Source organism: uncultured Williamsia sp. (assembly GCF_947494875.1).
GTDB lineage: Bacteria > Actinomycetota > Actinomycetes > Mycobacteriales > Mycobacteriaceae > Williamsia_A.
Genome location: NZ_CANLWM010000009.1, coordinates 26,003 through 50,197, shown reverse-complemented (window position 1 = coordinate 50,197; position 24,195 = coordinate 26,003). Strand labels below are relative to the sequence as shown.

The following is a 24,195-nucleotide window of genomic DNA, read 5'->3' as shown; positions in this document are numbered from 1 at the left end:
TCGCCCGGGCCAGCCGGTAGGGTTGCCCGGCACATCACCGGCGCCGCACCGTTGCGGTCGCCCGGCCCGCACCACCCCACCCGTGGAGGTCGTCGTGACGCCCGCACCGTCCCCATCGTCGGTCCCGCCGCAGCGCCCCGCACCGCAGCGTTCCCCCGCCCCCGAGGAGCCCGCCGCGGACCCGACGCCGGCGCCGCGACGTGTGCTGGTCGCCGAGGACGACTCCCTCATCCGCATGGATCTCACCGAGATGCTGCGGGAGGAGGGCTACGACGTCGTCGGGGAGGCCCCGAACGGACAGGTGGCCGTCGGCCTCACCGAATCCCTGTCACCCGACCTGGTGATCATGGACGTGAAGATGCCCGTCCGCGACGGGATCGACGCCGCGGGCGAGATCGCCCGCAAGCGGCTGGCCCCGGTCGTCATGCTGACCGCCTTCTCCCAGCGGGACTTCGTGGAGAAGGCGCGCGACGCGGGCGCCATGGCCTATCTCGTCAAGCCCTTCAGCAAGGCCGACCTCGTGCCGGCCATCGAGGTCGCCGTCTCGCGCTACACCGAGCTGACGACGCTGGAACGCGAGATCGCCGACATGAACGACCGTCTCGCGACGCGCAAGCTCGTCGAGCGCGCCAAAGGATTGCTGATGTCCAGTCAATCATTGTCCGAGCCTGAGGCTTTCAAGTGGATCCAGCGTGCCGCGATGGATCGCCGCACGACGATGAAGGCCGTGGCGGAGGTCGTCGTGGAGACGCTCGGGGACGGCAAGGACTGATCGCAGGCCGACATCGTTGAGCCGGGCTAACGAATTCTGGGCCTGAACGACACACTGCCGCAACACGATTGCCACATTCCGGCCGTCGCGGGGGACACGAGTCGGCGAATGACGCCGATGTCGCGCGAACGCAGGCGATCGGGGCTAAGTTCTCTCAGCAGCGTCAGCGGCAGTCGCTGACGGACCTCGTGCGGAGACTTCTCGCCGCCGATCGGAGGAATGACCAGATGAATCGTCGGGTGACGGTGGGAGCGTTCGCGGTCGCGATGGCCGCCGTGCTGACCGTGTCGGCCTGTGGCAGCAAGAGTTCGGGTGGGTCGGAGGGTGGATCCTCCGGATCGGCGTCGTCGTCGTCCGGCGTGACCATCGCCCCGATCGCCCAGATCGACACCTCGGGCAAGGAGGTCCCCTCGGGCAACGAGTCGTCGGCGATCCTGCCCGCCGGCGACGGCAAGGCCACCTGCCCCGCCTCCACGATCGCGATGGCCGGCGCTCTGACCGGTGACAACGCGGCGCTGGGCATCAACATCCGCGACGGCGCGCAGCTCGCCGTCGACCAGCACAACAAGGCCAACGCCGGCTGCCAGATCACCCTCAAGACGTTCGACACCGAGGGTGACCCACAGAAGGCCAGCCAGGTGGCCCCGCAGATCACCAACGACCAGTCGATCATCGGTCTCATCGGCCCGGCGTTCTCGGGTGAGACCAAGGCGACCGGCGGCGTGTTCAACCAGGCCGGACTCGTCGCGACCACCGCGTCGGCCACCAACCCGGCGCTCGCGAGCAACGGGTGGAAGACGTTCTTCCGCGGCCTCGCCAACGACGACGTGCAGGGTCCGGCGGTCGCGAAGTACATGACCGGCAAGCTCGGCTTCACGAAGGTCTGCGTCATCAAGGACGACAGCGAGTACGCAGCCGGCCTTGCCCGGGCCATCACCACCGGCCTGGGCTCCGCCAACGACAGCTCGTGCAACGGCGACGTCAAGACCAAGGACCGCGACTTCTCGGCCATCATCACCAAGGTCACCGCGGCCAAGCCGGACGCGGTGTTCTACGCCGGCTACTACGCCGAGGCCGCACCGCTGGTGCAGCAGATGAAGAACGCCGGCGTCGACGCGACGTTCGTGTCCGGTGACGGCGTGAACGATCCGCAGTTCGTCTCGCAGGCCGGGTCGGCCGCCAAGGGTGCCGACCTGTCGTGCCCGTGTGGTCCCGCCCCGGAGGCCTTCAAGGCGGCGTACAAGACCGAGTTCAACCAGGACCCGGGCGTCTACTCCGTCGAGGCCTACGACCTCGCGACGATCCTCATGCGCGGCATCGGTGCCGGCAACACCACCCGTCCGAAGCTGCTGGAGTACGTGCGCAACTACGACGGTCAGGGTCTCGCCCGCACCTACAAGTGGACGTCGGACGGTGAGCTCACCAGCTCGCTGATCTGGATGTACGACGTCAAGTAGTCACACGCCGGTCGATGCGCCCGGACCCCGGGTCCGGGCGCATCGTCGTGTGATCGGGTCTGCGCGGCCGTGTCGGCCGGGAGGGAACCACAGCGATGCACGCACTGGCCGACGGGATGGTCCTCGCCTCGACCGTCGACTTCGACCTCAAGTCGCTCTACGACAGCTTCTGGACACTGACCGTCGAGGGTCTGACGTACGGCGCGATCTACGCCCTGGTGGCGGTCGGGTACACACTCGTCTACGGCGTCCTCAAGCTGATCAACTTCGCCCACTCCGAGGTCTTCATGGTGGGCATGTTCGGTCAGTACGTGGCGCTGCTGCTCCTCGGCTTCACGCCGTCGGGCAACGCCTACGCAGAGGGCACGGCGATGACGCTGGTGTACCTCGTGATCGCGTGCCTGTTCGGCATGGCGGTCTCCGGCGTCACCGCCGTCGGTCTGGAACGTGTGGCGTACCGGCCGCTCCGAAAGCGCGGGGCCAAGCCGCTGACGTTCCTCATCACGGCCATCGGCATGTCGTTCGTGCTGCAGGAGTTCGTGCACTACGTCCTGCCGAAGTTCGGCGGTGATCCGCCGCTGGGCGGGTCGACCGCGCAACCCGGCATCCGCCTCGTCGAGCAGAAGAAGCTCTTCGAGCTCTTCGACGCGTCGGTGTTCAACCTGACGCTGATCATCATCGGCAGCGCGCTGGTGTTGACCTTCCTGGCCGACACCCTGATCAACCGGACGAAGCTCGGTCGCGGGATCCGTTCCGTCGCACAGGATCCCGAGGCCGCGACACTCATGGGCGTCTCCCGCGAGCGCGTGATCATGCTGACGTTCCTCATCGGTGGACTCCTCGCCGGCGCCGCCGCGTTGCTGTACACGCTGCGCGTGCCGACCGGCATCGTCTACAACGGCGGTTTCATCCTCGGCATCAAGGCGTTCTCCGCCGCGGTGCTCGGGGGCATCGGCAACATCCGCGGCGCGCTGCTCGGCGGCCTGTTGCTGGGCGTGATGGAGAACTACGGTTCGGTCGTGTTCGGCAACCAGTGGAAGGACGTGGTGGCGTTCGTGCTGCTGATCCTGGTGCTGATGATCCGGCCCACCGGCATCCTGGGCGAGAAGCTGACGAGGGCCCGCGTATGAGCGCCACGACGGACACATCCACACCCGAGCGTGGCCGGGGACTCGGCGACCGCATCCGGTTCTGGTGGAACAACCTGCCCCGCCCGCAGCAGTGGGCGATCGGGGTGCCCGCGGTGCTGATCATCGCGCTGCTCCCGGTGATCAAGCCGCCGATCATCAGCACGACGGCGGTCGACTTCGGCGGCATGATGGCGCAGTTCGCGATGATCGCGCTCATCGCGATCGGCCTCAACGTCGTGGTGGGGCAGACGGGACTGCTCGACCTGGGCTACGTCGGCTTCTACGCCGTCGGTGCCTACGTCGTCGCCATGTTCACCTCGCCGGCGAGCCCGGTGTGGAACTCGAGCGACCACGGGTTCTTCTCCGGGCCCTGGGCGTGGTTGGCGTGCGTGCCGCTGGCGATCGTGCTGACCGGGCTCACCGGAGTTGTCCTCGGCACACCCACACTGCGACTGCGCGGTGACTACCTCGCCATCGTCACCCTCGGGTTCGGCGAGATCGTCCGGCTGCTCGCCGACAACCTCACCGACGTCACCAACGGCGCGGCGGGTCTGCAGAACGTGCTGTTCCCCGAGATCGGACGGTCTGCGCAGAACCCCGACGGCGTCTTCTCCTCCGGCAACAACTCCGGCACGCTGAACTTCGGCGTGTGGTGGTTCTGGCTGGGACTCGTCCTGGTGATCGCGGTGCTGTTCTTCGTCGGCAACCTCGAGCGCAGCCGTGTCGGCCGGTCCTGGATCGCGATCCGTGAGGACGAGGACGTCGCCGAGATCATGGGTGTGCCCACGTTCCGGTTCAAGCTGTGGGCGTTCGTGATCGGGGCCGGGATCGGCGGGCTGTCGGGCGCGTTGTACGCGGGACAGGTGCAGTACGTGGACCCGAAGGGTTTCACGGTCATCAACTCGATGCTGTTCCTGTGCGCCGTCGTCGTCGGCGGTCAGGGCAACAAGCTCGGCGTCATCGTCGGGGCGTTCATCATCGTGTACCTCCCCGCGCGGGTGCAGGGCATCGAGGTGGGTGACCAGTCCCTCGGTGACTTCAAGTACCTGTTCTTCGGCGTGGCGCTGGTGGCGCTCATGATCTTCCGGCCGCAGGGCATGTTCCCCGCCCGTGCCCGACTGTTGGCCTACGGCAGGCAGGTCTATGCGGCGGTGACCTCGCCGGTGCGCGCGCGGCGGGCCGATGCACCCGTGGTGGAGGCGAAGTCGTGACCGGCGACCACAGGGCCGACGAACACAGGGCCGACGACGCGGGTCGTCCCGCCGACCCGACACCGGCTGACGAGGTGCAGGCGGTCCTCGCCGACCCGGCCTCGACGACGGTGGTCGACCCGACCGACGTCAACCCCGATCTCGCCGACCCGGACTTCGTCGCCGACGTCGTCGCCCCGAGCCGCGACATCGGCGCGAAGGTGGGCGAGCCGTTGCTCGAGGTCTCCGGCCTCACCGTGCGGTTCGGCGGTGTGACCGCCCTCGACGACGTCAGCTTCACGATCAACCGTGGTGACATCTTCGGGCTCATCGGCCCGAACGGCGCCGGCAAGACCACCTGCTTCAACGCCATCACCGGCGTCTACGAGCCGTCTGCGGGATCGGTGACCTTCGACGGCCGTCCGCTGAAGCGGGTAAAGCGTCACGAGATCACCCGTCGCGGCATCGCCCGCACGTTCCAGAACGTCCGACTCTTCGGGGAGATGACGGCGCTGGAGAACGTCGTCGTGGGAACCGATGCGCGGCACCGCACCTCGGTGCTCGGCGCGGCGCTCCGGCTGCCGCGGCACCAGCGCGAGGAGCGCGACGCCGTGGACCGCGGGATGGCACTGCTCGAGTTCGTCGGGATCGGTGCGCGGGCCGCGGAGAAGGCCCGTAATTTGCCCTACGGCGACCAGCGACGTCTCGAGATCGCCCGCGCGTTGGCCACCGAACCGAAGCTGCTGTGTCTCGACGAGCCGGCCGCCGGGTTCAACCCCAGCGAGAAGGTCGCGCTGATGGAGCTGATCCAGAAGGTCCGCGACGACGGGTTCACCGTGCTGCTCATCGAGCACGACATGAAGCTGGTCATGGGGGTCACCGAACGCATCGTGGTGCTGGAGTTCGGTCGCAAGATCGCCGAGGGCACCCCACAGCAGGTCCGCGACGACCCTCGTGTGGTCGCCGCCTACCTCGGTGTCCCCGACGAGTCCGAGGAGCACGCCGATGACTGAGCAGACCGGGACCGAGCGCGAGGTCGTCCTGCGCATCGAGGACATGTCGGTGTCCTACGGTCGCATCCAGGCCATCCGCAACCTGTCGCTGACCGTCAGGTCGGGCGAACTGGTGTCCCTGCTCGGCGCGAACGGCGCGGGCAAGTCGACGACGATGCGCGGACTGTCCGGGCTCCGGCCGCTGTCGACGGGACGCATCGAGTTCCTCGGCACCGACATCACACGGATGCCCGCCCACAAGCGGGTCGCGATGGGTGTGGTGCAGGTTCCCGAGGGGCGACGCATCTTCCCCGGGATGACGGTCGTCGAGAACCTCGACATGGGTTGCTACGGGCGGAAGTTCGAGTCCAAGGCGGAGTACGCACAGACGCGCGACCGGGTGTTCGAACTGTTCCCGCGACTGGCCGAACGACGCTCGCAGCTCGGCGGCACCATGTCCGGCGGTGAACAGCAGATGCTGGCGATCGGGCGCGCGATGATGGCCCGTCCCACCCTGCTGCTGCTCGACGAGCCGTCGATGGGCCTCGCGCCGATGGTCATCGCGCAGATCTTCGACATCATCGGCGAGATCAACGCCGCGGGCACCACCATCCTGCTCGTCGAGCAGAACGCCCACCAGGCGCTCAAACGCGCCGACCGCGGGTACGTGCTGGAGACGGGTGAGATCACGAAGTCGGGGACCGGTGCGGAGCTGCTCGCCGACGACTCGATCCGCAACGCCTACCTCGGCGTCGCCTGACTTCCCCCACGCCCGCCTCGCCTGTCGGGTGCGCTCCCTAGACTCGGGGGCGTGACTCCCGCCTCGACGTCCGCGACCCGCACCGGCCCCGCCAAGGGGTCGTCGTCCGCGAAGGGCTCGGCTCCGACGCTGATGTTGCTCGACGGGCACTCGCTGGCCTACCGGGCGTTCTTCGCCCTGCCCGCGGAGAACTTCAAGACCGCCTCGGGTCAGACGACGAACGCCGTCTACGGGTTCACCTCGATGCTCATCAACCTCTTGCGCGACGAGCAGCCGACGCACATCGCGGCCGCGTTCGACGTGTCCCGCAAGACGTTCCGCGCCGAGATGTTCTCCGAGTACAAGGCGCAGCGGTCGAAGTCGCCGGACGAGTTCGCCGGTCAGGTGGACCTCACCAAGGACGTGCTCGCGGCGATGGGCATCCCGGTCCTCGCGATCGAGGGCTACGAGGCCGACGACATCATCGCCACGCTCACCACCCAGGCGCGTGCACAGGGGTTCCGCGTGCTCGCGGTCACCGGCGACCGCGACGCCCTGCAACTCGTCGACGACCACACCACCGTGCTCTACCCGCGCAAGGGCGTCTCCGACCTCACCCGGTTCACCCCGGAGGAGGTCGACGCCAAGTACGGCCTCACGCCGACGCAGTACCCCGACTACGCCGCGCTGCGCGGCGACCCCAGCGACAACCTGCCCGGCATCCCGGGCGTGGGGGAGAAGACCGCCGCGAAGTGGATCCGCGAGCACGGGTCGCTGGAGGCGCTCGTCCACGACGTCGATCAGGTGAAGGGCAAGGTGGGCGACGCCCTACGAGAGAACCTCTCGTCGGTGCTGATGAACCGTCGGCTCACCGAGCTCGTGCGTGACGTCGACCTGCCGCTGGGTCCCGAGGACCTGGCGCTCAAGCCGTGGGACCGCGACCGCATCCACCAGCTCTTCGACGACCTCGAGTTCCGTGTGCTGCGGGACCGGCTGTTCTCGACACTGAGCTCGGTGGAGCCCGAGGCCGAGGCCGGCTTCGAGGTCAACGGCGAGATCCTCGCCCCGGGCTCGGTCCGCACCTGGCTCGACGACCACACCCGCACCGGGCGGACCGCCCTGGGCGTGGTCGGTCCGCAACGCGTGTTCGGTTCCGACACCGAGGGGATCGCGCTGGCCGCCGAGGACGGGCACGCCGCCTGGCTCGACACCGCCGTGCTCGACCCCGACGACGAGTCGGCGCTGGTGGACTGGCTCGGCGACGCCGATGTCGCGAAGGCCGTCCACGAGGCGAAATGGGCGTTCCACGCGCTGCGGGGTCGGGGCTGGCCGCTGGCCGGTGTCACGAGCGACACCTCCCTCGCCGCCTACCTGGTGCGCCCGGGCCAGCGATCGTTCAATCTCGACGACCTGGCCCTGCGCTACCTGCGGCGCGAGCTGCGGTCGGACGACGCCCCCGACGACGGACAGATGTCCCTCCTCGACGGTGAGGCCGAGGAGGCGCACGCCGCCGAGCAGCACATGATCGCCGCGCAGGCGGTGCACGAGCTCGCGGCCACCCTCGACGCCGAGCTCCAGACGATCGACTCGCTGTCGCTGCTCACCGAGATGGAGCTGCCGCTGCTCATGGTGCTCGCCGAGATCGAGGCGGCCGGGATCGCGGTCGACACCGCGCACCTCGAGGCCCTCGGTCAGGGTTTCGCCGACCGCATCCGCACCGCCGCCGACGCCGCCTACGCGGTCATCGGGGAGCAGATCAACCTCGGGTCGCCCAAGCAGTTGCAGACGGTCCTCTTCGAGAAGCTCGAGATGCCGAAGACCAAGCGGACCAAGACCGGTTACACCACCGATGCGGACGCCCTCGCGAGCCTGTACGAGAAGACACAGCACCCGTTCCTCGAGCACCTGCTCGAACACCGGGACGCGACGCGGCTGAAGGTCACCGTCGACGGGCTGCTCAAGTCCGTCTCGGACGACGGTCGGATCCACACCACCTTCAACCAGACGATCGCCGCGACCGGGCGGCTCTCGTCGACCGAACCCAACCTCCAGAACATCCCCGTGCGCACGGAGGCGGGCCGCGTCATCCGCAAGGGGTTCGTCGTCGGGACCGATCCGTCCGGTGACGCATTCGACTGTCTGATGACCGCGGACTACAGCCAGATCGAGATGCGGATCATGGCGCACCTGTCGGAGGACGCGGGACTCATCGAGGCGTTCAACACCGGCGAGGACCTGCACAGCTTCGTCGGTTCGCGCGCGTTCGGAGTCCCCATCGACGAGGTCACCGTCGACATGCGCCGACGGGTTAAGGCGATGTCGTACGGACTGGCCTACGGACTCAGCGCGTTCGGGCTCGCCGCACAGCTCAAGATCAGCACCACCGAGGCCAAGGAACAGATGGACGCGTACTTCTCGCGCTTCGGCGGGGTCCGCGACTACCTGCACGAGACGGTCGAGGAGGCGCGCCGCAACGAGTACACCTCGACGCTGTTCGGCCGCCGCCGGTACCTGCCCGACCTCAACAGCGACAACCGGCAGCGCCGCGACGTCGCCGAGCGTGCCGCGTTGAACGCACCGATCCAGGGCACCGCGGCCGACATCATCAAGGTCGCCATGATCGACGTGCAGCGCTCGCTCGCCGACACCGGCCTGCGGTCTCGGATGCTGCTGCAGGTGCATGACGAACTCGTCTTCGAGGTGGCCCCGGGGGAGCGTGACCAGCTCGAGGATCTCGTGCGCCGCACGATGGGCGGGGCGATCGAGCTGTCGGTCCCTCTCGACGTCTCGGTCGGCTACGGCCGCTCCTGGGACGAGGCGGCGCACTGATCACCTGCTGAGGTCGGTCACCGATCGCGCGTCGGAGTCCCAGCGCCGGAGCCCGTCGAGGTGGATCGTGCCGTCGACACGGTGGTCGATGACGACCCGCAGCACCTCCGCCAGCTGCTCGAACGGCACGCGCCGGGCGACGGTGACGTGGGCCGTCCACCCGCCCGGCTCGCTGTGCGCCACCGGGTCCACCGCGGAGTCCCCGATCGTCTCGCTCACCGCGGAGTGCACGGACAGCAGGTCGGCGGTGGGCACCACGAGGATCGCCACGGTCGCGCTGCGTCCGCCGAACACCACGGGCGCGCCCAGCTCGACCGGAAGGGGAAGGCGGTCGACGGCGAGACCGCGCAGGGCGTGGTCCGTCGAGTCGTCGATCGTCCGGGCCGCGACGAGCGTCACGTGCGGTCGGTTCGAGTCCGCGGTCACCGACGCCTGACTGGGCAGACCCGCGTCGGCCAGCCCGTCCCAGATGCCGCGTATCCGACGCTCGGTGTCGCTGTCGGGGAGCAGTTCGACGGAATGTGCCATGGAGACAGTGTGATCGGCTCAGTTAAAACCCGGTAACTCCGAGCGCCGCCCAGCGTTCATGTCGTCTACTGTCACCGAGGCGACGACACGCCGTGTCGCCCGGACCCGAAGGGGATCAATCAGTGCGATCGACACGACTCGCGACCACGGTCGCCGCCGCGGCAGTGGTACTGCTCGCGGCCGCCGGCTGCTCGAACAGCGAGGGCGGTGGTTCCGGGGCGGCCCCGTCCTCGGGCGCGCCGACCTCCGTCGCGAAGAACGACGCGCTCGCCGCGCAGCTCCCCGCGAAGATCAAGAACGCCGGCGTCATCGTCGTGGGCGTCAACGTCCCGTACGCGCCCAACGAGTTCAAGGACTCCTCGGGCAAGATCGTCGGCTTCGACGTCGACCTGGTGAACGCGATCGCCTCGACCCTCGGTGTGCGCGCGGAGTACAAGGAATCGGACTTCGCGAAGATCATCCCCGCAGTCCAGCAGGGCACGTACGACATGGGCATGTCGTCGTTCACCGACTCCAAGGAGCGCCAGCAGCAGGTCGACTTCGTCGACTACTTCAGTGCCGGCACCCAGTGGGCGCAGCCGACGGGCAAGACCGTGGACCCGAACAACGCCTGCGGCCTGCGCGTCGCGGTCCAGTCCGACACGGTCCAGGACACCGACGAGATCCCGGCCAAGAGCGAGGCGTGCACCAAGGCCGGCAAGCCCGCGATCGTCAAGCAGAAGTACGACAGCCAGGCCGACGCGACGAATGCGCTCGTCCTCGGTCGCGTCGACGCGATGTCGGCGGACTCCCCGGTCACCGCATACGCGATCAAGCAGTCGAACGGCAAGATCGAGAAGGCGGGGTCGATCTTCGACTCGGCGCCCTACGGGTACCCCGTTCCGAAGGGCTCCGCGCTGGGACCGGTCCTGCAGAAGGCCGTACAGGCGCTGATCGACAACGGGACCTACCGGGCGATCGCCGGCTCGTGGGGTGTCCAGGAAGGCGCCATCACGAAGTCCGTGATCAACGGCGCCACCAGCTGATCGGATGTCCGTGACCCCGCCCGGTGCGGGCCCCGCCGGGCCCGCACCGTCGGATCCCGTCCCCATCAGGGCCATCCCCGTCCGTCGCCCCGGACAATGGATCGCCGCCGTGATCGTCGCGGTTCTCGTGGTGCTGTTCGTCTACGGCGCCGCGACGAACCCGGCCTACGGCTGGTCGACCTACGGCAAGTACCTCTTCGACACGCGGATCCTCTCCGGCGTCGGGTACACCCTCGCGCTGACGGTGCTGTCCATGGTGATCGGCGTCGTGCTCGGCGCGCTGCTGGCGGTCATGCGCCTGACGCCGAACCCGGTGTTGCGCACCGTGAGTTGGGTCTACCTGTGGATCTTCCGCGGGACACCGGTCTACGTGCAGTTGGTGTTCTGGGGTCTCTTCCCGTCGATCTACAAGACCATCAAGCTCGGCATCCCGTTCTCGACGACCTTCGCCGAGTTCGACATACAGGACCTCAACGCCGCGTTCACGTTCGCGGTGATCGGCCTCGCCCTGAACGAGTCCGCCTACATGGCCGAGATCGTGCGCGCCGGGATCCTCTCGGTCGGGGAGGGCCAGACCGAGGCCTCGAAGGCACTCGGGATGTCCTGGGCGCAGACGATGTGGCGCACGGTGCTCCCGCAGGCCATGCGCGTGATCATCCCGCCGACCGGCAACGAGGTCATCAGCATGCTGAAGACCACCACCCTGGTGACCGCCGTGCCGTTCAGTCTCGAGGTGTACGGCCGTCAGGCCGACATCGCCGGCGTGATCTTCCAGCCGATCCCGCTGCTGCTGGTCGCGTCCACGTGGTACCTCGCGATCACCAGCGTCCTGATGGTCGGGCAGTTCTACCTCGAGCGGTACTACGCGCGCGGCGCGACGAAGGCGCTGACCGGGCGGCAGCTCGCGGCGATGGAGGCCATGACAGGTCAACGTGACGGCAGCGCCGGGGCGGGGGGATCGTGACCACACCGATGGTGCGCGCCGAGCAGGTGTGCAAGGACTTCGGGTCCATGCGGGTGCTCAACGGGGTGTCGCTCGAGGTGAAGCGGGGCGAGGTGCTCTGCGTCATCGGGCCGTCCGGTTCGGGGAAATCGACCTTCCTGCGGTGCATCAACCACCTGGAGTCGGTCAACGCCGGTCGCCTCTACGTCGACGGCGAGCTGATCGGGTACCGCGAGTCGAACGGGAAGCTGTACGAGCTCAGCGAGAAGCAGGCCGCCAAGCAGCGCCGCGACATCGGGATGGTGTTCCAGCACTTCAACCTGTTCGGCCACCGGACGGCGCTGGAGAACATCGTGGAGGCGCCGATCCGCGTCAAGGGTGTCGATCGCTCGACCGCCGTCGCCCGCGCGAAGGACCTGCTGGGCCAGGTCGGCCTCGCCGACAAGGCGGACTCGTACCCGGCGCAGCTCTCCGGCGGTCAGCAGCAGCGTGTCGCGATCGCGCGGGCGCTGGCGATGGACCCCAAGCTCATGCTGTTCGACGAGCCGACGTCCGCGCTCGACCCCGAACTCGTCGGCGACGTCCTGCAGGTGATGCGCAACCTCGCGTCGGAGGGCATGACGATGGTCGTCGTCACCCACGAGATGGGGTTCGCCCGAGAGGTGGCCGACCACCTCGTGTTCATGGACGGTGGGCGGATCGTCGAGGAGGGCATCCCCAGCGAGGTGCTCAGCGCGCCCCGTGAGGACCGCACGAAGGCGTTCCTCTCGCGCATCCTCTAGACCATGACCTCCGGGGTCATCGACGCGATGACCTCCCGGCGACGACGATGAGGTCGTCCGCACAGGAGGTCACCATGACGCACACACCCGCCACCCCGCTCCCGGCCAGTCTGCCCCGGTGGCTGCGTCCGGTGATGGTCGCCGACCGCACGCTGTCGGCGTGGTTCGTCGGGTGCGGCTTCGGGTTCGCGCCCCTGCTGCTCGCATTGACCGACGCTCCATGGGCGTTCGCTCTCGCGGTCACGGCCATCGCCCTCGCAGGACTGTGGCTCGGGCTGCTCGGTGTCGGGATGGCCGTGGGCCTGGGCCACGTGCTGCGGGCGGGAGACGAACTGCCGCACGACTTCTGGGCGTCCATCATCCAGATACCGCCGCCCGCCACCACCCGGTCCGAGGGCGGACACCGATGACCGCCACCGCGCCGGTGGGGGAACAGTTGCGGTTCTGGCGCGAGCGGCGTGGGCTGAGTCAGCTGGCCGTGTCGTCGGAGACCGGTGTGTCGACGCGGCACCTCAGCTGGGTCGAGACCGGGCGGTCACGCCCGTCGGCGGCGATGGTCCTCCGCCTCGCCGACCACCTCGACGTCCCGCTGCGCGAGCGGAACCGCCTTCTGCTCGCGGCGGGTCATGCCCCGGTCCACTCCGAGCACGCCCTCGACGACCCCGAGGTGTCTGCCATCGCAGACGCGCTGCGCACCGTGCTCGACGCGCACCGTCCGTACCCGGCGCTCGTGCTCGACCGGCGATGGCAGGTGGTCGTCGCGAACGATGCCCTCGGCCCGCTCCTCGTCGGTTGTGCCGAGCACCTCCTCGCGCCACCCGTCGACGTGGTCCGTCTGACGCTGCACCCCGACGGCCTGGCCCCGCGGATCGTCGACCTGCCGACGTGGCGGTCGCATCTGCTGGCGCGGGTGCGTCGTCGCCTCCGCGAGACCGGTGACCCGGCACTGGCCGCCCTGCTCGCCGAGTTCGACGACCCGTCGGACGTGTCGCCCCCGCCCACCGAACCGGTGGTCACGCTGCGACTGCGTGTCGAGGAGAGGGTGCTCGCGCTGTTCTCGATGAGCGCGACGGTCGAGACGGCCGGCGACATCACCGTCGACGAACTGGCCGTCGAGTTGTTCTTCCCCGCCGACGACGGGACCCGCGGGTGGTTCGCGCGTCGGTGACGGGTCGGTCCGGTCAGCCCGGCAGGTGGGTGACGAAGATCGCGGTGCCGGGGAAGTACTGACCGCGCAGCGGGCTCCATTGCCCCCACTCCTGCTCCAGCCACTCCGGCCACTCCGGTTCGACGATGTCGTCGAGGACCAGACCCGCGGCCCGGATCTCCCGCACCCGATCCCCGATGGTCCGGTGGTGTTCGACGTAGGCGACCCGTCCGTCCTCGTCGACCTCGACGTACGGCGTGCGGTCGAAGTAGGGGATCGCCACCGTCAGCCCGCGCGGGCCGGGGTCGTCGGGGAAGATCCACCGCACCGGGTGGTTGACCGCGAACACCCATCGGCCGCCCGGCCGCAGGACACGCGCCGCCTCGGCCATCACCCGCGCCGAGTCGGCGACGAACGGGACCGCCCCGAACGCGGAGCAGACGACGTCGAAGGTGGCGTCGGCGAACGGCAGGTGTTCCGCGCCGGCCTGGACGAGCGCCGGGACACGGTCCGAGGTCCCGGCGACGATCGCGCGACGACCCCGGGCGAGCATCGCCTCCGACACGTCGAGACCGACCACCCGCGCGCCCTGGGTCGCCAGCCAGCGAGCGCACGGCGCCGACCCGCACCCCACCTCGAGGACGTCACGTCCGGCGACGTCGCCCAGGAGGCCCGCATCGCCCTCGTGCAGGCCCTCGGGGCACCACACGAACTCGCCGCCGGGGGAGTCCACACCCAGGAAGCCCCCGTGCTCTGCGTCGTACGACCCCGCGTCGGAGTCCCACCAGCGCCGACTCGCGTCCTCGCTGACCGCCGAGTCGGCGGTCGCGCCGCGTGCGGGTCTGCTCACCGGCCCCTCCAGCCCTGTTTGCCCAGCGTCCTGGCCCTGGCGTAATCTCGGACCCGCGCGTGCCCATGCTCGCGTGGGTAGTCATGCCCTCGTCCGACCGGTCTGTGTGACCGGCGCGGGCGAGCCGGCTGCGGAACATCCGATCCGCCCGGCCGGTTGCACAGACCACCTGAGATCCACACACCTACGACCATTTGTCCGGAGCAACCCACCACATGCCGTCCTCCACCATCGCCTCGCCGCAAGTTGCCGTCAACGACATCGGCACTGCCGAGGACTTCCTCGCCGCCATCGACTCCACGATCAAGTACTTCAACGACGGCGACATCGTCGAGGGAACCATCGTCAAGGTCGACCGCGACGAGGTCCTGCTCGACATCGGGTACAAGACGGAGGGCGTCATCCCCTCCCGTGAACTGTCCATCAAGCACGACGTCGACCCCAACGAGGTCGTCGAGGTCGGCGACGCGGTGGAAGCACTCGTCCTCACCAAGGAGGACAAAGAGGGCCGGTTGATCCTGTCCAAGAAGCGCGCTCAGTACGAGCGCGCCTGGGGCACGATCGAGGAGCTCAAGGAGAAGGACGAGGCCGTCAAGGGCACCGTCATCGAGGTCGTCAAGGGCGGCCTCATCCTCGACATCGGACTCCGCGGCTTCCTGCCCGCGTCGCTCGTCGAGATGCGCCGCGTCCGCGATCTGCAGCCGTACATCGGCAAGGAGATCGAGGCCAAGATCATCGAGCTCGACAAGAACCGCAACAACGTGGTCCTGTCGCGCCGCGCGTGGCTCGAGCAGACCCAGTCCGAGGTCCGCAGCGAGTTCCTGCACCAGCTCGCCAAGGGCCAGGTCCGCAAGGGCGTCGTGTCCTCGATCGTCAACTTCGGCGCCTTCGTCGACCTCGGTGGGGTCGACGGCCTGGTGCACGTGTCCGAGCTGTCCTGGAAGCACATCGACCACCCCTCGGAGGTCGTGGCCGTCGGCGACGAGGTCACCGTCGAGGTGCTCGACGTCGACCTGGACCGCGAGCGTGTCTCCCTGTCGCTCAAGGCGACCCAGGAGGACCCGTGGCGTCAGTTCGCCCGCACCCACGCGATCGGTCAGATCGTCCCGGGCAAGGTCACCAAGCTGGTGCCGTTCGGTGCGTTCGTCCGCGTCGAGGAGGGCATCGAGGGCCTGGTGCACATCTCGGAGCTGGCCGAGCGCCACGTCGAGGTGCCGGATCAGGTCGTCGCGGTCAACGACGACGCCATGGTGAAGGTCATCGACATCGACCTCGAGCGTCGCCGTATCTCGCTGAGCCTCAAGCAGGCCAACGAGGACTACACCGAGGAGTTCGACCCCTCGAAGTACGGCATGGCCGACAGCTACGACGACGCGGGCAACTACATCTTCCCGGAGGGTTTCGACTCCGAGACGAACGAGTGGCTCGAGGGCTTCGAGAAGCAGCGTGAGGCGTGGGAGGCCCGGTACGCCGAGGCGGAGCGTCGCCACAAGCTGCACACCGCGCAGATCGAGAAGTTCGCCAAGGCGGCGGAGGAGGCGGCCAACGCCCCCACCGACTACTCCTCGGAGTCGACGGCCGCCACCGGCGGCGCCTCGACGAGCAGCTCCTCCACCAGCGCACCGCGCGGTGGGTCGCTCGCCAGCGACGAGCAGCTCGCCGCACTGCGGGAAAAGCTGTCCGGCAACGCCTGACACGCGCACGCACGTCCACGACGGCGCCCCGACCCACACGGGTCGGGGCGCCGTTGTCGTGACGAGGGTCACGACCGCCCCGCGGTGTGAGGGAGTCGTGGCACCAGTGGAGCCGGTTCGGTCGCGCAGACCTTGCCAATGAACGTTGTCACCTGAGAGTGTTCCCCCGTGAACATGGTCTCGCGACTGCAGATCTGGCAGTTGGTGGGAATCCTCGTCGTCGCCATCGCTTTCGGGTCTCTCGTCGGCATCCGCTACGTCAAGCTCGACCACCTCGTCGGCGCCGGGATCTACACCGTGCACGCCGATTTCGCCGATTCCGGCGGCATCTTCACCAACGCCGAGGTCACCTACCAAGGTGTGCCGGTGGGCCGTGTGGGCGCACTGACGCTGCGCCCGGACGGCGTCCGCGTCGACCTGGCGCTCGACACCGGCGGGCCGCGCATCCCCGCCTCGGCGCAGGCCGTCGTCGCGAACCGGTCGGCGATCGGTGAGCAGTACGTCGACCTGCGGCCGGCGGCCGTCGACGGTCCGTCCCTGTCCGACGGATCGGTCATCACGGCCACCTCCATCCCGGTGCCGGTGCAGGACGTGCTCTCGTCCGCGGTGGACTTCACGCAGTCGGTGCCGCTGGACGACCTGCGGACCGTGATCACCGAGCTCGGCAAGGCATTCGACGGCAACGGCGAGAACCTGCGCACGCTGGTCGACTCGTTGGCGAACCTGTCGAAGTCGGGCAACGACAACCTCCCGCAGACGATCTCGCTGATCCGCAACTCCGACACCGTCTTGACGACCCAGGCGGCGCAGTCCGACGCCATCCTCGACTGGTCGCGCGATCTGGGTCTCGTCACCGCCCAGCTCGCGTCGAGCGATCCCGACCTGCGTCGACTCCTCACCACGGGCCAGACGTCGGCCACCCAGCTGTCGGCGCTGCTCGAACGATCCGGCGGCGACATCACGACGGCGCTGCGCGACCTCGGCACGGACGTCCGGAACGTCCACGGCACCTTCTACGGCGTGTCACCACTGCTGGCGATGCTGCCGGGACTGTCCGGCGGTGCGTACTCCACGGCGCCCGGCGACGGCACCATCCACTTCGGTGCGACGCTGGAGACCAACAATCCGCCGTCGTGCACCCTCGGCTACGAGAAGACGCAGCAGATCATCGCCGAGGAGAAGCGGAAGAACCCGGACTTCGACATCGACTACGACGACTTCCCGTTCAACACCGACGCGCGGTGCGCTGTCGCGCAGGGGAATCCCACCGACGTGCGCGGGGCGCAGAACGCGGTATACGCCGATCCCGGCGTGCGACAGCCCTGGGACGGCACGCCGAAGAAGGACCCCGACAAGCTGGACCTGAACCCTCTCGTCACCCAGCTGTCGTACCTGCTCGGGGTGGCACCGCGCTGAGGCGGTGGCCGCCGGGCGACGTCTGACACACTGACCGTGTGATCAGAGTCGGGCTGACGGGTGGCATCGGGGCGGGCAAATCGACCGTGGCGAGGGCCTTCTCGCACCGCGGTGCGTACCTCATCGACGCGGACGTGATCGCGCGGGAGGTCGTGGCCCCGGGCACCGAGGGCCTCGACGAGCTCGTCGCGGAGTTCGGGCAGGACATCCTCGGCCCCGACGGCGCACTCGACCGTGCCGCGCTGGCCGCCAAGGCGTTCGTCGACGAGGACAGTCGTCAGCGACTGAACGCCATCACCCACCCCCGTGTCGGTGCGCGCACCTGGGAGCTGATGCAGGCCGCCCCCCACGACGCGATCCTGGTGCAGGACATCCCGTTGCTCGTCGAGGGCGGGATGGCCCCGCACTTCCACCTGGTGGTGATCGTGTGGGCCGACGAGCAGACACGGCTGCAGCGGCTGACCGATCAGCGCGGCATGCCCGCCGACGACGCCGCGGCGCGCATCCGCGCCCAGGCCGACGACGGCCGGCGTCGCGCGGTGGCCGACGTCTGGCTCGACAACTCCGGGTCACCGGACGCCGTCGCGGACGCCGCGGGGACGCTGTGGGACGAGCGGCTGGTCCCGTTCGAGGCGAACGTCCGGGCCGGCGTCGCGGCCACCCCGTCCGGTCCCGTGCCGTCGGGTCCCGAGGCCGACGGCATCGCCGACCGCACCGTGAACCGGCTCCGCGCGGTCACGGGCGACCGGGCGCGCAGCGTCGACCGAGACACGTCGGGCGAGGGCATCGTCATCCGTGTGACGGTCGCCGACGACGAGTCCGCCGCCGGACTCGTGAACCCGTTGACCGAGGCCGGCTTCCCCCGCGTCGACGGCGACGGGCAGGTGCACGGCTGCGCGGACCCCGGGCGTCCGGTCACCGTCCGCGTCGTCGCCGCCGACTGACCCCGGGGTCAGTCGTCCCGCCAGCGCAGCGGGCACCCCTGCTCGGCGAACCACCGGTCCACGTCGTGGGCGGTAGCCGCGACGCCCGCGAGGGTGGACGTCGCGATCTGTACCGCCGCGGTCGCGTCGGCCAGGTCGAGATGTCCCCGCCGATGCGCGTCCAGCAGTTCGTCGACGTCGAGCAGCTCCAGGGGCCGACCGGGTACGTCGACGAGATCGAGGTACCAGTCCACCGAGTGCCACCGGCCGAGGTCGTCGGGGCCGGTGAAGCCTCCGACGTCGAGGTAGAGCCGTTGGCCGGTCCGATGGCCGTCCACGAAGTGGAAGATGCTGGCCCGCAGCCCGAGACCGGGCAGGAGCCAGGACTCGAGGTGGTCGAAGCGGGGATGGTCCGCGGTGCGGGACATGTAGAGCCCGAACGGGGTCTCCTCGTACACGAGCACCGGACGCACGAACCCCTTGTTGTCGGTGTTCGTCCGCGCCGGCACGTCGAACACCTCCCGCTTCGGGGCGTGGGTGCTCGGGGGCGCGGCGCCGTCCATCGGCGGACCCTATCGCCCCCGACCGACGTCCGCGCAGGGTGGACCGCACATGTCGGACCCCGCGCCTACGCTGGATGCATGGCATTCGCGGCAGAGCACCCGATCGTCGCCCACTCCGAGTTCCGGCCGGTCGGGGACATCGAACGGTCCGAGGCGATCTTCGAGGTCGTCAGCGAACACCAGCCCGCGGGCGACCAGCCGACGGCCATCACCGAGCTCGAACGGCGACTGCGGGCAGGGGAGAAGGACGTCGTCCTGCTGGGCGCGACCGGCACCGGCAAGTCGGCCACCACGGCGTGGCTGATCGAGAAGGTGCAGCGCCCCACGCTGGTGATGGCGCCGAACAAGACCCTGGCGGCGCAGCTCGCCAACGAGCTGCGCGACATGCTGCCGAACAACGCCGTCGAGTACTTCGTCTCGTACTACGACTACTACCAACCCGAGGCGTACATCGCGCAGACCGACACCTACATCGAGAAGGACTCGTCGATCAACGACGACGTCGAGCGGTTGCGCCACTCGGCCACCTCGAGCCTGCTCTCCCGGCGCGACGTCGTCGTGGTCGCGTCCGTGTCGTGCATCTACGGTCTCGGCACCCCGCAGTCCTACCTCGACCGCTCGGTCGAGCTGGAGGTCGGCCTCCAGGTCGACCGGGACGCGCTGCTGCGGCTCCTCGTGGACGTGCAGTACACCCGCAACGACCTGAGTTTCACCCGAGGCAGCTTCCGGGTCCGCGGGGACACGGTCGAGATCATCCCGTCCTACGAGGAACTCGCGGTGCGCATCGAGTTCTTCGGCGACGAGGTGGAGGCGCTGTACTACCTGCACCCGCTCACCGGTGACGTGATCCGCAAGGTCGACTCGCTGCGCATCTTCCCGGCGACGCACTACGTCGCCGGCCCCGAGCGGATGCACAAGGCGATGGAGTCGATCGAGGCCGAACTCGAGCAGCGTCTCGCGGAACTCGAGCGAGCGGGCAAGCTGCTCGAGGCGCAGCGACTGCGGATGCGCACCAGCTACGACCTGGAGATGATGCGTCAGGTCGGCTTCTGCTCGGGCATCGAGAACTACTCGCGCCACATCGACGGGCGTGGTCCCGGGACCGCGCCGGCCACGCTGATCGACTACTTCCCGGACGACTTCCTCCTCGTCATCGACGAGTCGCACGTGACCGTGCCGCAGATCGGCGGGATGTACGAGGGCGACATGTCCCGGAAGCGGAACCTCGTCGAGTACGGCTTCCGCCTGCCGTCGGCCGTCGACAACCGGCCCCTGACATGGGACGAGTTCGTCGACCGCATCGGTCAGACGGTGTACCTGTCCGCGACACCCGGGCCCTACGAGCTCGGCCAGTCCGGCGGGGAGTTCGTCGAGCAGGTCATCCGGCCGACCGGGCTCGTCGACCCGCAGGTGGTCGTGAAGCCGACCAAGGGTCAGATCGACGACCTCGTGCACGAGATCACCACGCGGTCGGAGCGGGACGAGCGCGTCCTGGTGACGACGCTGACGAAGAAGATGGCCGAGGACCTCACCGACTACCTGCTGGAGATGGGGATCCGGGTGCGGTACCTGCACTCCGAGGTCGACACGTTGCGCCGTGTCGAGCTGCTGCGCCAGCTGCGCTCGGGCGACTACGACGTCCTCGTCGGCATCAACCTCCTCCGCGAGGGCCTCGACCTGCCTGAGGTGTCGTTGGTCGCGATCCTCGACGCCGACAAGGAGGGGTTCCTGCGCAGCACCACGAGCCTCATCCAGACGATCGGGCGCGCGGCCCGCAACGTCTCCGGCGAGGTGCACATGTACGCGGACAAGATCACCGACTCCATGCGCAACGCCATCGACGAGACCGAGCGGCGGCGTGAGAAGCAGATCGCCTACAACAAGGCGGCCGGCGTCGACCCCCAGCCCCTGCGCAAGAAGATCGCCGACATCCTCGACCAGGTCTACAAGGAGGCCGAGGACAGCGTCGACATCGGTGGTTCCGGCAGGAACGCGAGCCGGGGTCGCCGCGCGCAGGGCGAGCCGGGACGGTCGGGGAGCAGTGCCGGTGTCATCGAGAAGCGCGACGTCTCGTCGATGCCGCGGGCGGAACTGGCCGATCTCATCGCCTCGCTGACGGACCAGATGATGTCGGCGGCGCGCGATCTGCAGTTCGAGCTGGCCGGTCGACTCCGCGACGAGATCGCCGATCTGAAGAAGGAACTGCGCGGGATGGACGCCGCGGGTATTCGCTGACACCTTCGTGGGGCCGGTGTGTCGATCACCACGAACGCCGGGACAAACCCAGGATCGTGCCACTATTGTCCGGTCCGAGCGTGTGTTCGATCTGCGGGCACACACGAGCGATCGGTCATCGTTGATCAGACGGAGGAATGGATGAGCGCGTACACCACGGTTGTCGTCGGCACCGACGGCTCCGAGTCGTCGATGAAGGCCGTCGAGCGGGCCGGTGCGATCGCCGGCGACTCGGCGAAGCTCGTCATCGCGTGCGCCTTCTTCCCGCACGAGAGCAAGGACGTCAACACCATGTCCGACGTCCTCAAGGACGAGTCGTACCAGGTGCGCGGGAGTTCGCCCACGGAGGAGATCCTCCGCACCGCGCGCGAGCGCGCAGTGAAGGCCGGAGCCGCGACGGCCAACGTGAACACCCGCCCGGTGAAGGGCGCACCCGTCGACGCTCTGCTGCAGCTCGTCGGTGACACCAAGGCCGACCTGCTGGTGGTCGGCAACAAGGGCCTGAACTCGATCGCTGGGCGTCTGCTCGGCTCGGTCCCGGCCGACGTCGCCCGCAAGTCCGCGTGCGACGTGCTGATCGTCCACACGGTCTGACACACGAAGACATCTCGACCGAGCGTGGGTGGCACAGCCACCCACGCTCAGTCGTCTGTGGCGAGGAACGCGGGCAGAGGGTCGGCGTGGACGACGGTCAGTCGCTGGGTCGCCCGGGTCAGCGCCACATAGAGATCGTTCAGACCCCGCGCAGACTGCTCGACGATCATCGCCGGTTCCACGACGACGGTCCGATCGAACTCCAGGCCCTTGCAGTCCGCGACGCTCAGCACGCGCGTCTCGACGTCGCCGACCGCGTCGCTCACCTCGGCGACGAGCGCGTCGGGGACGACGACGGCGCTGATGCCCTCCGCGCCGTCCATCCGGGCGGCGTCGACGGCGCAGGCCGCCCGGCGGCCGCTGTCGACCTGTCGGATCAGCGGGGCCGTCCCGGCCCGGCGGATGGACCGCGGAGCCCGGGCCGCGGGGTCGATCGCGGCGAGCACCCGCGCGGCGAGCTCCATGATCTCGGCCGGCGTGCGGTAGTTCACCGTCAACTCGTGCCGTCGCCAGCGTTGTGCGACATAAGGTTCGAGCACCGCACCCCATGACCGTGTGCCCGCCGGCGCGCCGGTCTGCGCCGTGTCGCCGATCACGGTCATCCACCGGTTCGGGATGCGACGCATGATCATCCGCCACCCCATCGGCGACAGCTCCTGCGCCTCGTCGACGATGACGTGTCCGAACGCCCACGTGCGGTCGGTCTGTGCGCGTTCAGCGGTCGTCAGCGAGGTGCGACGCGTCTGCCGCGCGGCGAGCTGTTCGGCGTCGATGAGGTCGTAGGCCATGAGGATCTCGGGGTCGAGCTCGTCCTCGAGATCCTGTGGCGCCGAACCGGTCAGGATGTCGAGGGCTTCCTGCGCCTCCGCGAGCCGTTGGCGGTACCGGGCCTGTTCCTCGCGCTCGTCCTCGCCGGTGTCGTAGCCGATGATCTCGGCGAGCTCGTCGAGCAGGGGAACGTCGTCGATGGTGAACCGTCCCCGCGTCGCGGGCGGCCGCAGCAGGGTGTCCCGCAGCGTGGCATCGGTGCCGCGCGTCGCGGCCCGCAGGCGGTCGGCGTCGTGCAGGAGTTCGTCGAGGACGACCTCGGGGGTCAGATGCGGCCACAGGCCGTCGAGGGCGGCGCGGATCGCGTCGTCGTGCTCCATCTCGTCCCGGATGTCGGCGATGTCACCGGAACTCAGCAACTGGCTACCGTCGACGATCGACGACCCGATGCGCGAGGCGTGCTGGTCGGCGAGACCGTCGAGTGCGGCGCGGACGAACACCGACCTCGCGCGGTTGTGCGGGCGGCGGGTCGACCGGGCGCGGCCTCGCGCCCGCTTCACGATCTCGCGGTCGATGTGCAGCGGGTATCCGTCGAACCGGACGGTGATCGTCTCCGGTGGTAGGGGCTGGCGGTCGCGCACGGCTTCACGCAGCACGTCGACGATGTCGAGCGCGCCCTTGCACGCGGCGGCGTCGGGAGCATCGTGGCCGACCGCCCGGACACCGGGGTACATGTCGCCGATCGTGGCGAGCAGGACGCCGGTCTCGCCGAGGCTGGGGAGCACCTGTCCGATGTAGCGGAGGAAGTCGTCGTTGGGTCCGACGACGAGAACGCCACTGCGCGACAACACATCCCGGTGCGTGTACAGCAGATAGGCGGCGCGGTGCAGCGCGACGGCGGTCTTGCCGGTGCCCGGTCCGCCCTGCACGACGGTGACACCGCGATGGGACGAGCGGATGATCTCGTCCTGCTCGCGCTGGATCGTCTCGACGATGTCGGTCATCTCACCGGTGCGTGCCGCGGTGAGCGCGCCGATGAGGGCGGCCTCGTTCACGACGTCACCGCGGGTGCTCGCGTCGAGATCGCCGGCGTCGAGCCGTTCGTCGTTGACCGCGACCACCCGTCGGTTGCGGGTGCGGATGTGCCGACGGACCGCGACGGACTCCGGTGCGGCGGGAGTCGCCAGGTAGAAGGGCCGCGCGAGCGGGGCGCGCCAGTCGAGGAGAAGCGTGGTGTCCTCGGCGTCGTCGTCGAGGATGCCGATCCGGCCGATGCGGCGCACCTCGTCGTCCTCGAGGTCCAGCCGCCCGAAGTAGAGGTTGTGTTCCGCCGCGTCGAACTTGGTGAGGTCCTCGGAGTACATCCGTTCGTAGGACTCGCGTTCGGACTGCGACTGCGGCGTGCCGTCGGTCTCGGTGAGCGCGGTGCGCAGGCGACGGTTGGTGGCCGCGCGCATCCGGTCGAGCCGTGCGTAGACGTGGTCGAGGTGCGCCTGCTCCACCGTGGTGGCGTCGGGCGTGGTCTGGGTCATCTGGTGGAACTCATGCGTGGAGATCGGTGGATCCGCGGATGTCGGTGTGGGTCACGGGGAGTCGAGGATACCGCCGCGCCTGCCGA

General features: G+C 69.1%; 21 protein-coding genes. 17 read left to right on the top strand and 4 right to left on the bottom strand.

What is annotated here, in order from left to right; genetic code table 11:
* Positions 1 to 202 precede the first annotated feature (202 nt).
* From Q1A98_RS19765 to polA, 7 genes are all read left to right on the top strand, one after another.
* On the top strand, positions 203 to 772 hold the full coding sequence (locus Q1A98_RS19765; RefSeq protein WP_299577047.1) for a response regulator: 570 nt from the start codon (positions 203 to 205) through the stop codon (positions 770 to 772).
* A gap of 227 nt (positions 773 to 999) precedes the next feature.
* On the top strand, positions 1,000 to 2,229 hold the full coding sequence (locus Q1A98_RS19760; RefSeq protein WP_299576651.1) for a branched-chain amino acid ABC transporter substrate-binding protein: 1,230 nt from the start codon (positions 1,000 to 1,002) through the stop codon (positions 2,227 to 2,229).
* 95 nt (positions 2,230 to 2,324) lie between these two features.
* A complete protein-coding gene (locus Q1A98_RS19755) occupies positions 2,325 to 3,359 on the top strand; it encodes a branched-chain amino acid ABC transporter permease (RefSeq protein ID WP_299576649.1) in 1,035 nt (344 codons plus the stop codon).
* Positions 3,356 to 4,570: a branched-chain amino acid ABC transporter permease gene (locus tag Q1A98_RS19750; protein ID WP_299576647.1), complete on the top strand. Its 1,215-nt coding sequence runs from the start codon at positions 3,356 to 3,358 to the stop codon at positions 4,568 to 4,570. The genes Q1A98_RS19755 and Q1A98_RS19750 overlap by 4 nt, the downstream gene beginning before the upstream one ends.
* Before the next feature lie 74 nt (positions 4,571 to 4,644).
* Complete coding sequence (locus Q1A98_RS19745) at positions 4,645 to 5,562, top strand: ABC transporter ATP-binding protein (RefSeq protein WP_299577045.1); 918 nt, start codon at positions 4,645 to 4,647, stop codon at positions 5,560 to 5,562.
* Complete coding sequence (locus Q1A98_RS19740) at positions 5,555 to 6,301, top strand: ABC transporter ATP-binding protein (protein WP_299576645.1); 747 nt, start codon at positions 5,555 to 5,557, stop codon at positions 6,299 to 6,301. The genes Q1A98_RS19745 and Q1A98_RS19740 overlap by 8 nt, the downstream gene beginning before the upstream one ends.
* 51 nt (positions 6,302 to 6,352) lie before the next feature.
* Positions 6,353 to 9,109 (top strand): DNA polymerase I, encoded by a 2,757-nt coding sequence (polA, locus tag Q1A98_RS19735; RefSeq protein WP_299576643.1) that lies wholly within the window; start codon positions 6,353 to 6,355, stop codon positions 9,107 to 9,109.
* Here polA and Q1A98_RS19730 read toward each other — a convergent pair whose 3' ends face one another.
* Positions 9,110 to 9,637: a 2'-5' RNA ligase family protein gene (locus Q1A98_RS19730; protein ID WP_299576641.1), complete on the bottom strand. Its 528-nt coding sequence runs from the start codon at positions 9,635 to 9,637 to the stop codon at positions 9,110 to 9,112.
* A gap of 170 nt (positions 9,638 to 9,807) precedes the next feature.
* On the opposite strand from Q1A98_RS19730, the gene Q1A98_RS19725 reads away from it, so the two are divergent.
* The 5 genes from Q1A98_RS19725 (at position 9,808) to Q1A98_RS19705 (ending at position 13,555) form a co-directional block, all read left to right on the top strand.
* Complete coding sequence (locus Q1A98_RS19725) at positions 9,808 to 10,662, top strand: ABC transporter substrate-binding protein (protein WP_299577043.1); 855 nt, start codon at positions 9,808 to 9,810, stop codon at positions 10,660 to 10,662.
* A gap of 4 nt (positions 10,663 to 10,666) precedes the next feature.
* Positions 10,667 to 11,626, top strand: coding sequence for an amino acid ABC transporter permease (locus Q1A98_RS19720; RefSeq protein ID WP_299576639.1), 960 nt, complete (start codon positions 10,667 to 10,669; stop codon positions 11,624 to 11,626).
* A gap of 8 nt (positions 11,627 to 11,634) precedes the next feature.
* Positions 11,635 to 12,387 (top strand): amino acid ABC transporter ATP-binding protein, encoded by a 753-nt coding sequence (locus Q1A98_RS19715; RefSeq protein ID WP_299577041.1) that lies wholly within the window; start codon positions 11,635 to 11,637, stop codon positions 12,385 to 12,387.
* Positions 12,388 to 12,461: 74 nt separating this feature from the next.
* Positions 12,462 to 12,797 carry a hypothetical protein gene (locus tag Q1A98_RS19710; protein WP_299576637.1) on the top strand — a complete coding sequence of 112 codons (336 nt, stop codon included), beginning with the start codon at positions 12,462 to 12,464 and terminating at the stop codon, positions 12,795 to 12,797.
* The gene (locus Q1A98_RS19705) at positions 12,794 to 13,555 is read left to right on the top strand and encodes a helix-turn-helix transcriptional regulator (protein ID WP_299576635.1); all 762 of its coding nucleotides are present in this window, start codon (positions 12,794 to 12,796) and stop codon (positions 13,553 to 13,555) included. The genes Q1A98_RS19710 and Q1A98_RS19705 overlap by 4 nt, the downstream gene beginning before the upstream one ends.
* A 13-nt stretch (positions 13,556 to 13,568) precedes the next feature.
* On the opposite strand, the gene Q1A98_RS19700 is transcribed toward Q1A98_RS19705, so the two are convergent.
* Positions 13,569 to 14,384 carry a class I SAM-dependent methyltransferase gene (locus Q1A98_RS19700; RefSeq protein WP_299576633.1) on the bottom strand — a complete coding sequence of 272 codons (816 nt, stop codon included), beginning with the start codon at positions 14,382 to 14,384 and terminating at the stop codon, positions 13,569 to 13,571.
* 215 nt (positions 14,385 to 14,599) lie between these two features.
* Between Q1A98_RS19700 and rpsA the strand changes: the two genes are divergently transcribed.
* From rpsA to coaE, 3 genes are all read left to right on the top strand, one after another.
* Positions 14,600 to 16,078: a 30S ribosomal protein S1 gene (gene rpsA / locus Q1A98_RS19695; RefSeq protein WP_299576631.1), complete on the top strand. Its 1,479-nt coding sequence runs from the start codon at positions 14,600 to 14,602 to the stop codon at positions 16,076 to 16,078.
* 174 nt (positions 16,079 to 16,252) lie between these two features.
* Positions 16,253 to 17,494 carry an MCE family protein gene (locus Q1A98_RS19690; RefSeq protein WP_299577040.1) on the top strand — a complete coding sequence of 414 codons (1,242 nt, stop codon included), beginning with the start codon at positions 16,253 to 16,255 and terminating at the stop codon, positions 17,492 to 17,494.
* A gap of 38 nt (positions 17,495 to 17,532) precedes the next feature.
* Entirely contained in the window at positions 17,533 to 18,438 is a 906-nt protein-coding gene (gene coaE, locus Q1A98_RS19685) for a dephospho-CoA kinase (protein ID WP_299576629.1), read from the top strand.
* Positions 18,439 to 18,446: 8 nt separating this feature from the next.
* Here coaE and Q1A98_RS19680 read toward each other — a convergent pair whose 3' ends face one another.
* Positions 18,447 to 18,980: a DUF402 domain-containing protein gene (locus Q1A98_RS19680; RefSeq protein ID WP_299576627.1), complete on the bottom strand. Its 534-nt coding sequence runs from the start codon at positions 18,978 to 18,980 to the stop codon at positions 18,447 to 18,449.
* Positions 18,981 to 19,058: 78 nt separating this feature from the next.
* On the opposite strand from Q1A98_RS19680, the gene uvrB reads away from it, so the two are divergent.
* On the top strand, positions 19,059 to 21,215 hold the full coding sequence (gene uvrB, locus Q1A98_RS19675) for an excinuclease ABC subunit UvrB (protein ID WP_299576625.1): 2,157 nt from the start codon (positions 19,059 to 19,061) through the stop codon (positions 21,213 to 21,215).
* A 141-nt stretch (positions 21,216 to 21,356) separates the two neighbouring features.
* Positions 21,357 to 21,809 (top strand): universal stress protein, encoded by a 453-nt coding sequence (locus Q1A98_RS19670; protein WP_299576623.1) that lies wholly within the window; start codon positions 21,357 to 21,359, stop codon positions 21,807 to 21,809.
* Positions 21,810 to 21,856: 47 nt separating this feature from the next.
* On the opposite strand, the gene Q1A98_RS19665 is transcribed toward Q1A98_RS19670, so the two are convergent.
* Entirely contained in the window at positions 21,857 to 24,109 is a 2,253-nt protein-coding gene (locus Q1A98_RS19665; protein WP_299576621.1) for an ATP-binding domain-containing protein, read from the bottom strand.
* Between the last annotated feature and the right edge of the window lie 86 nt (positions 24,110 to 24,195).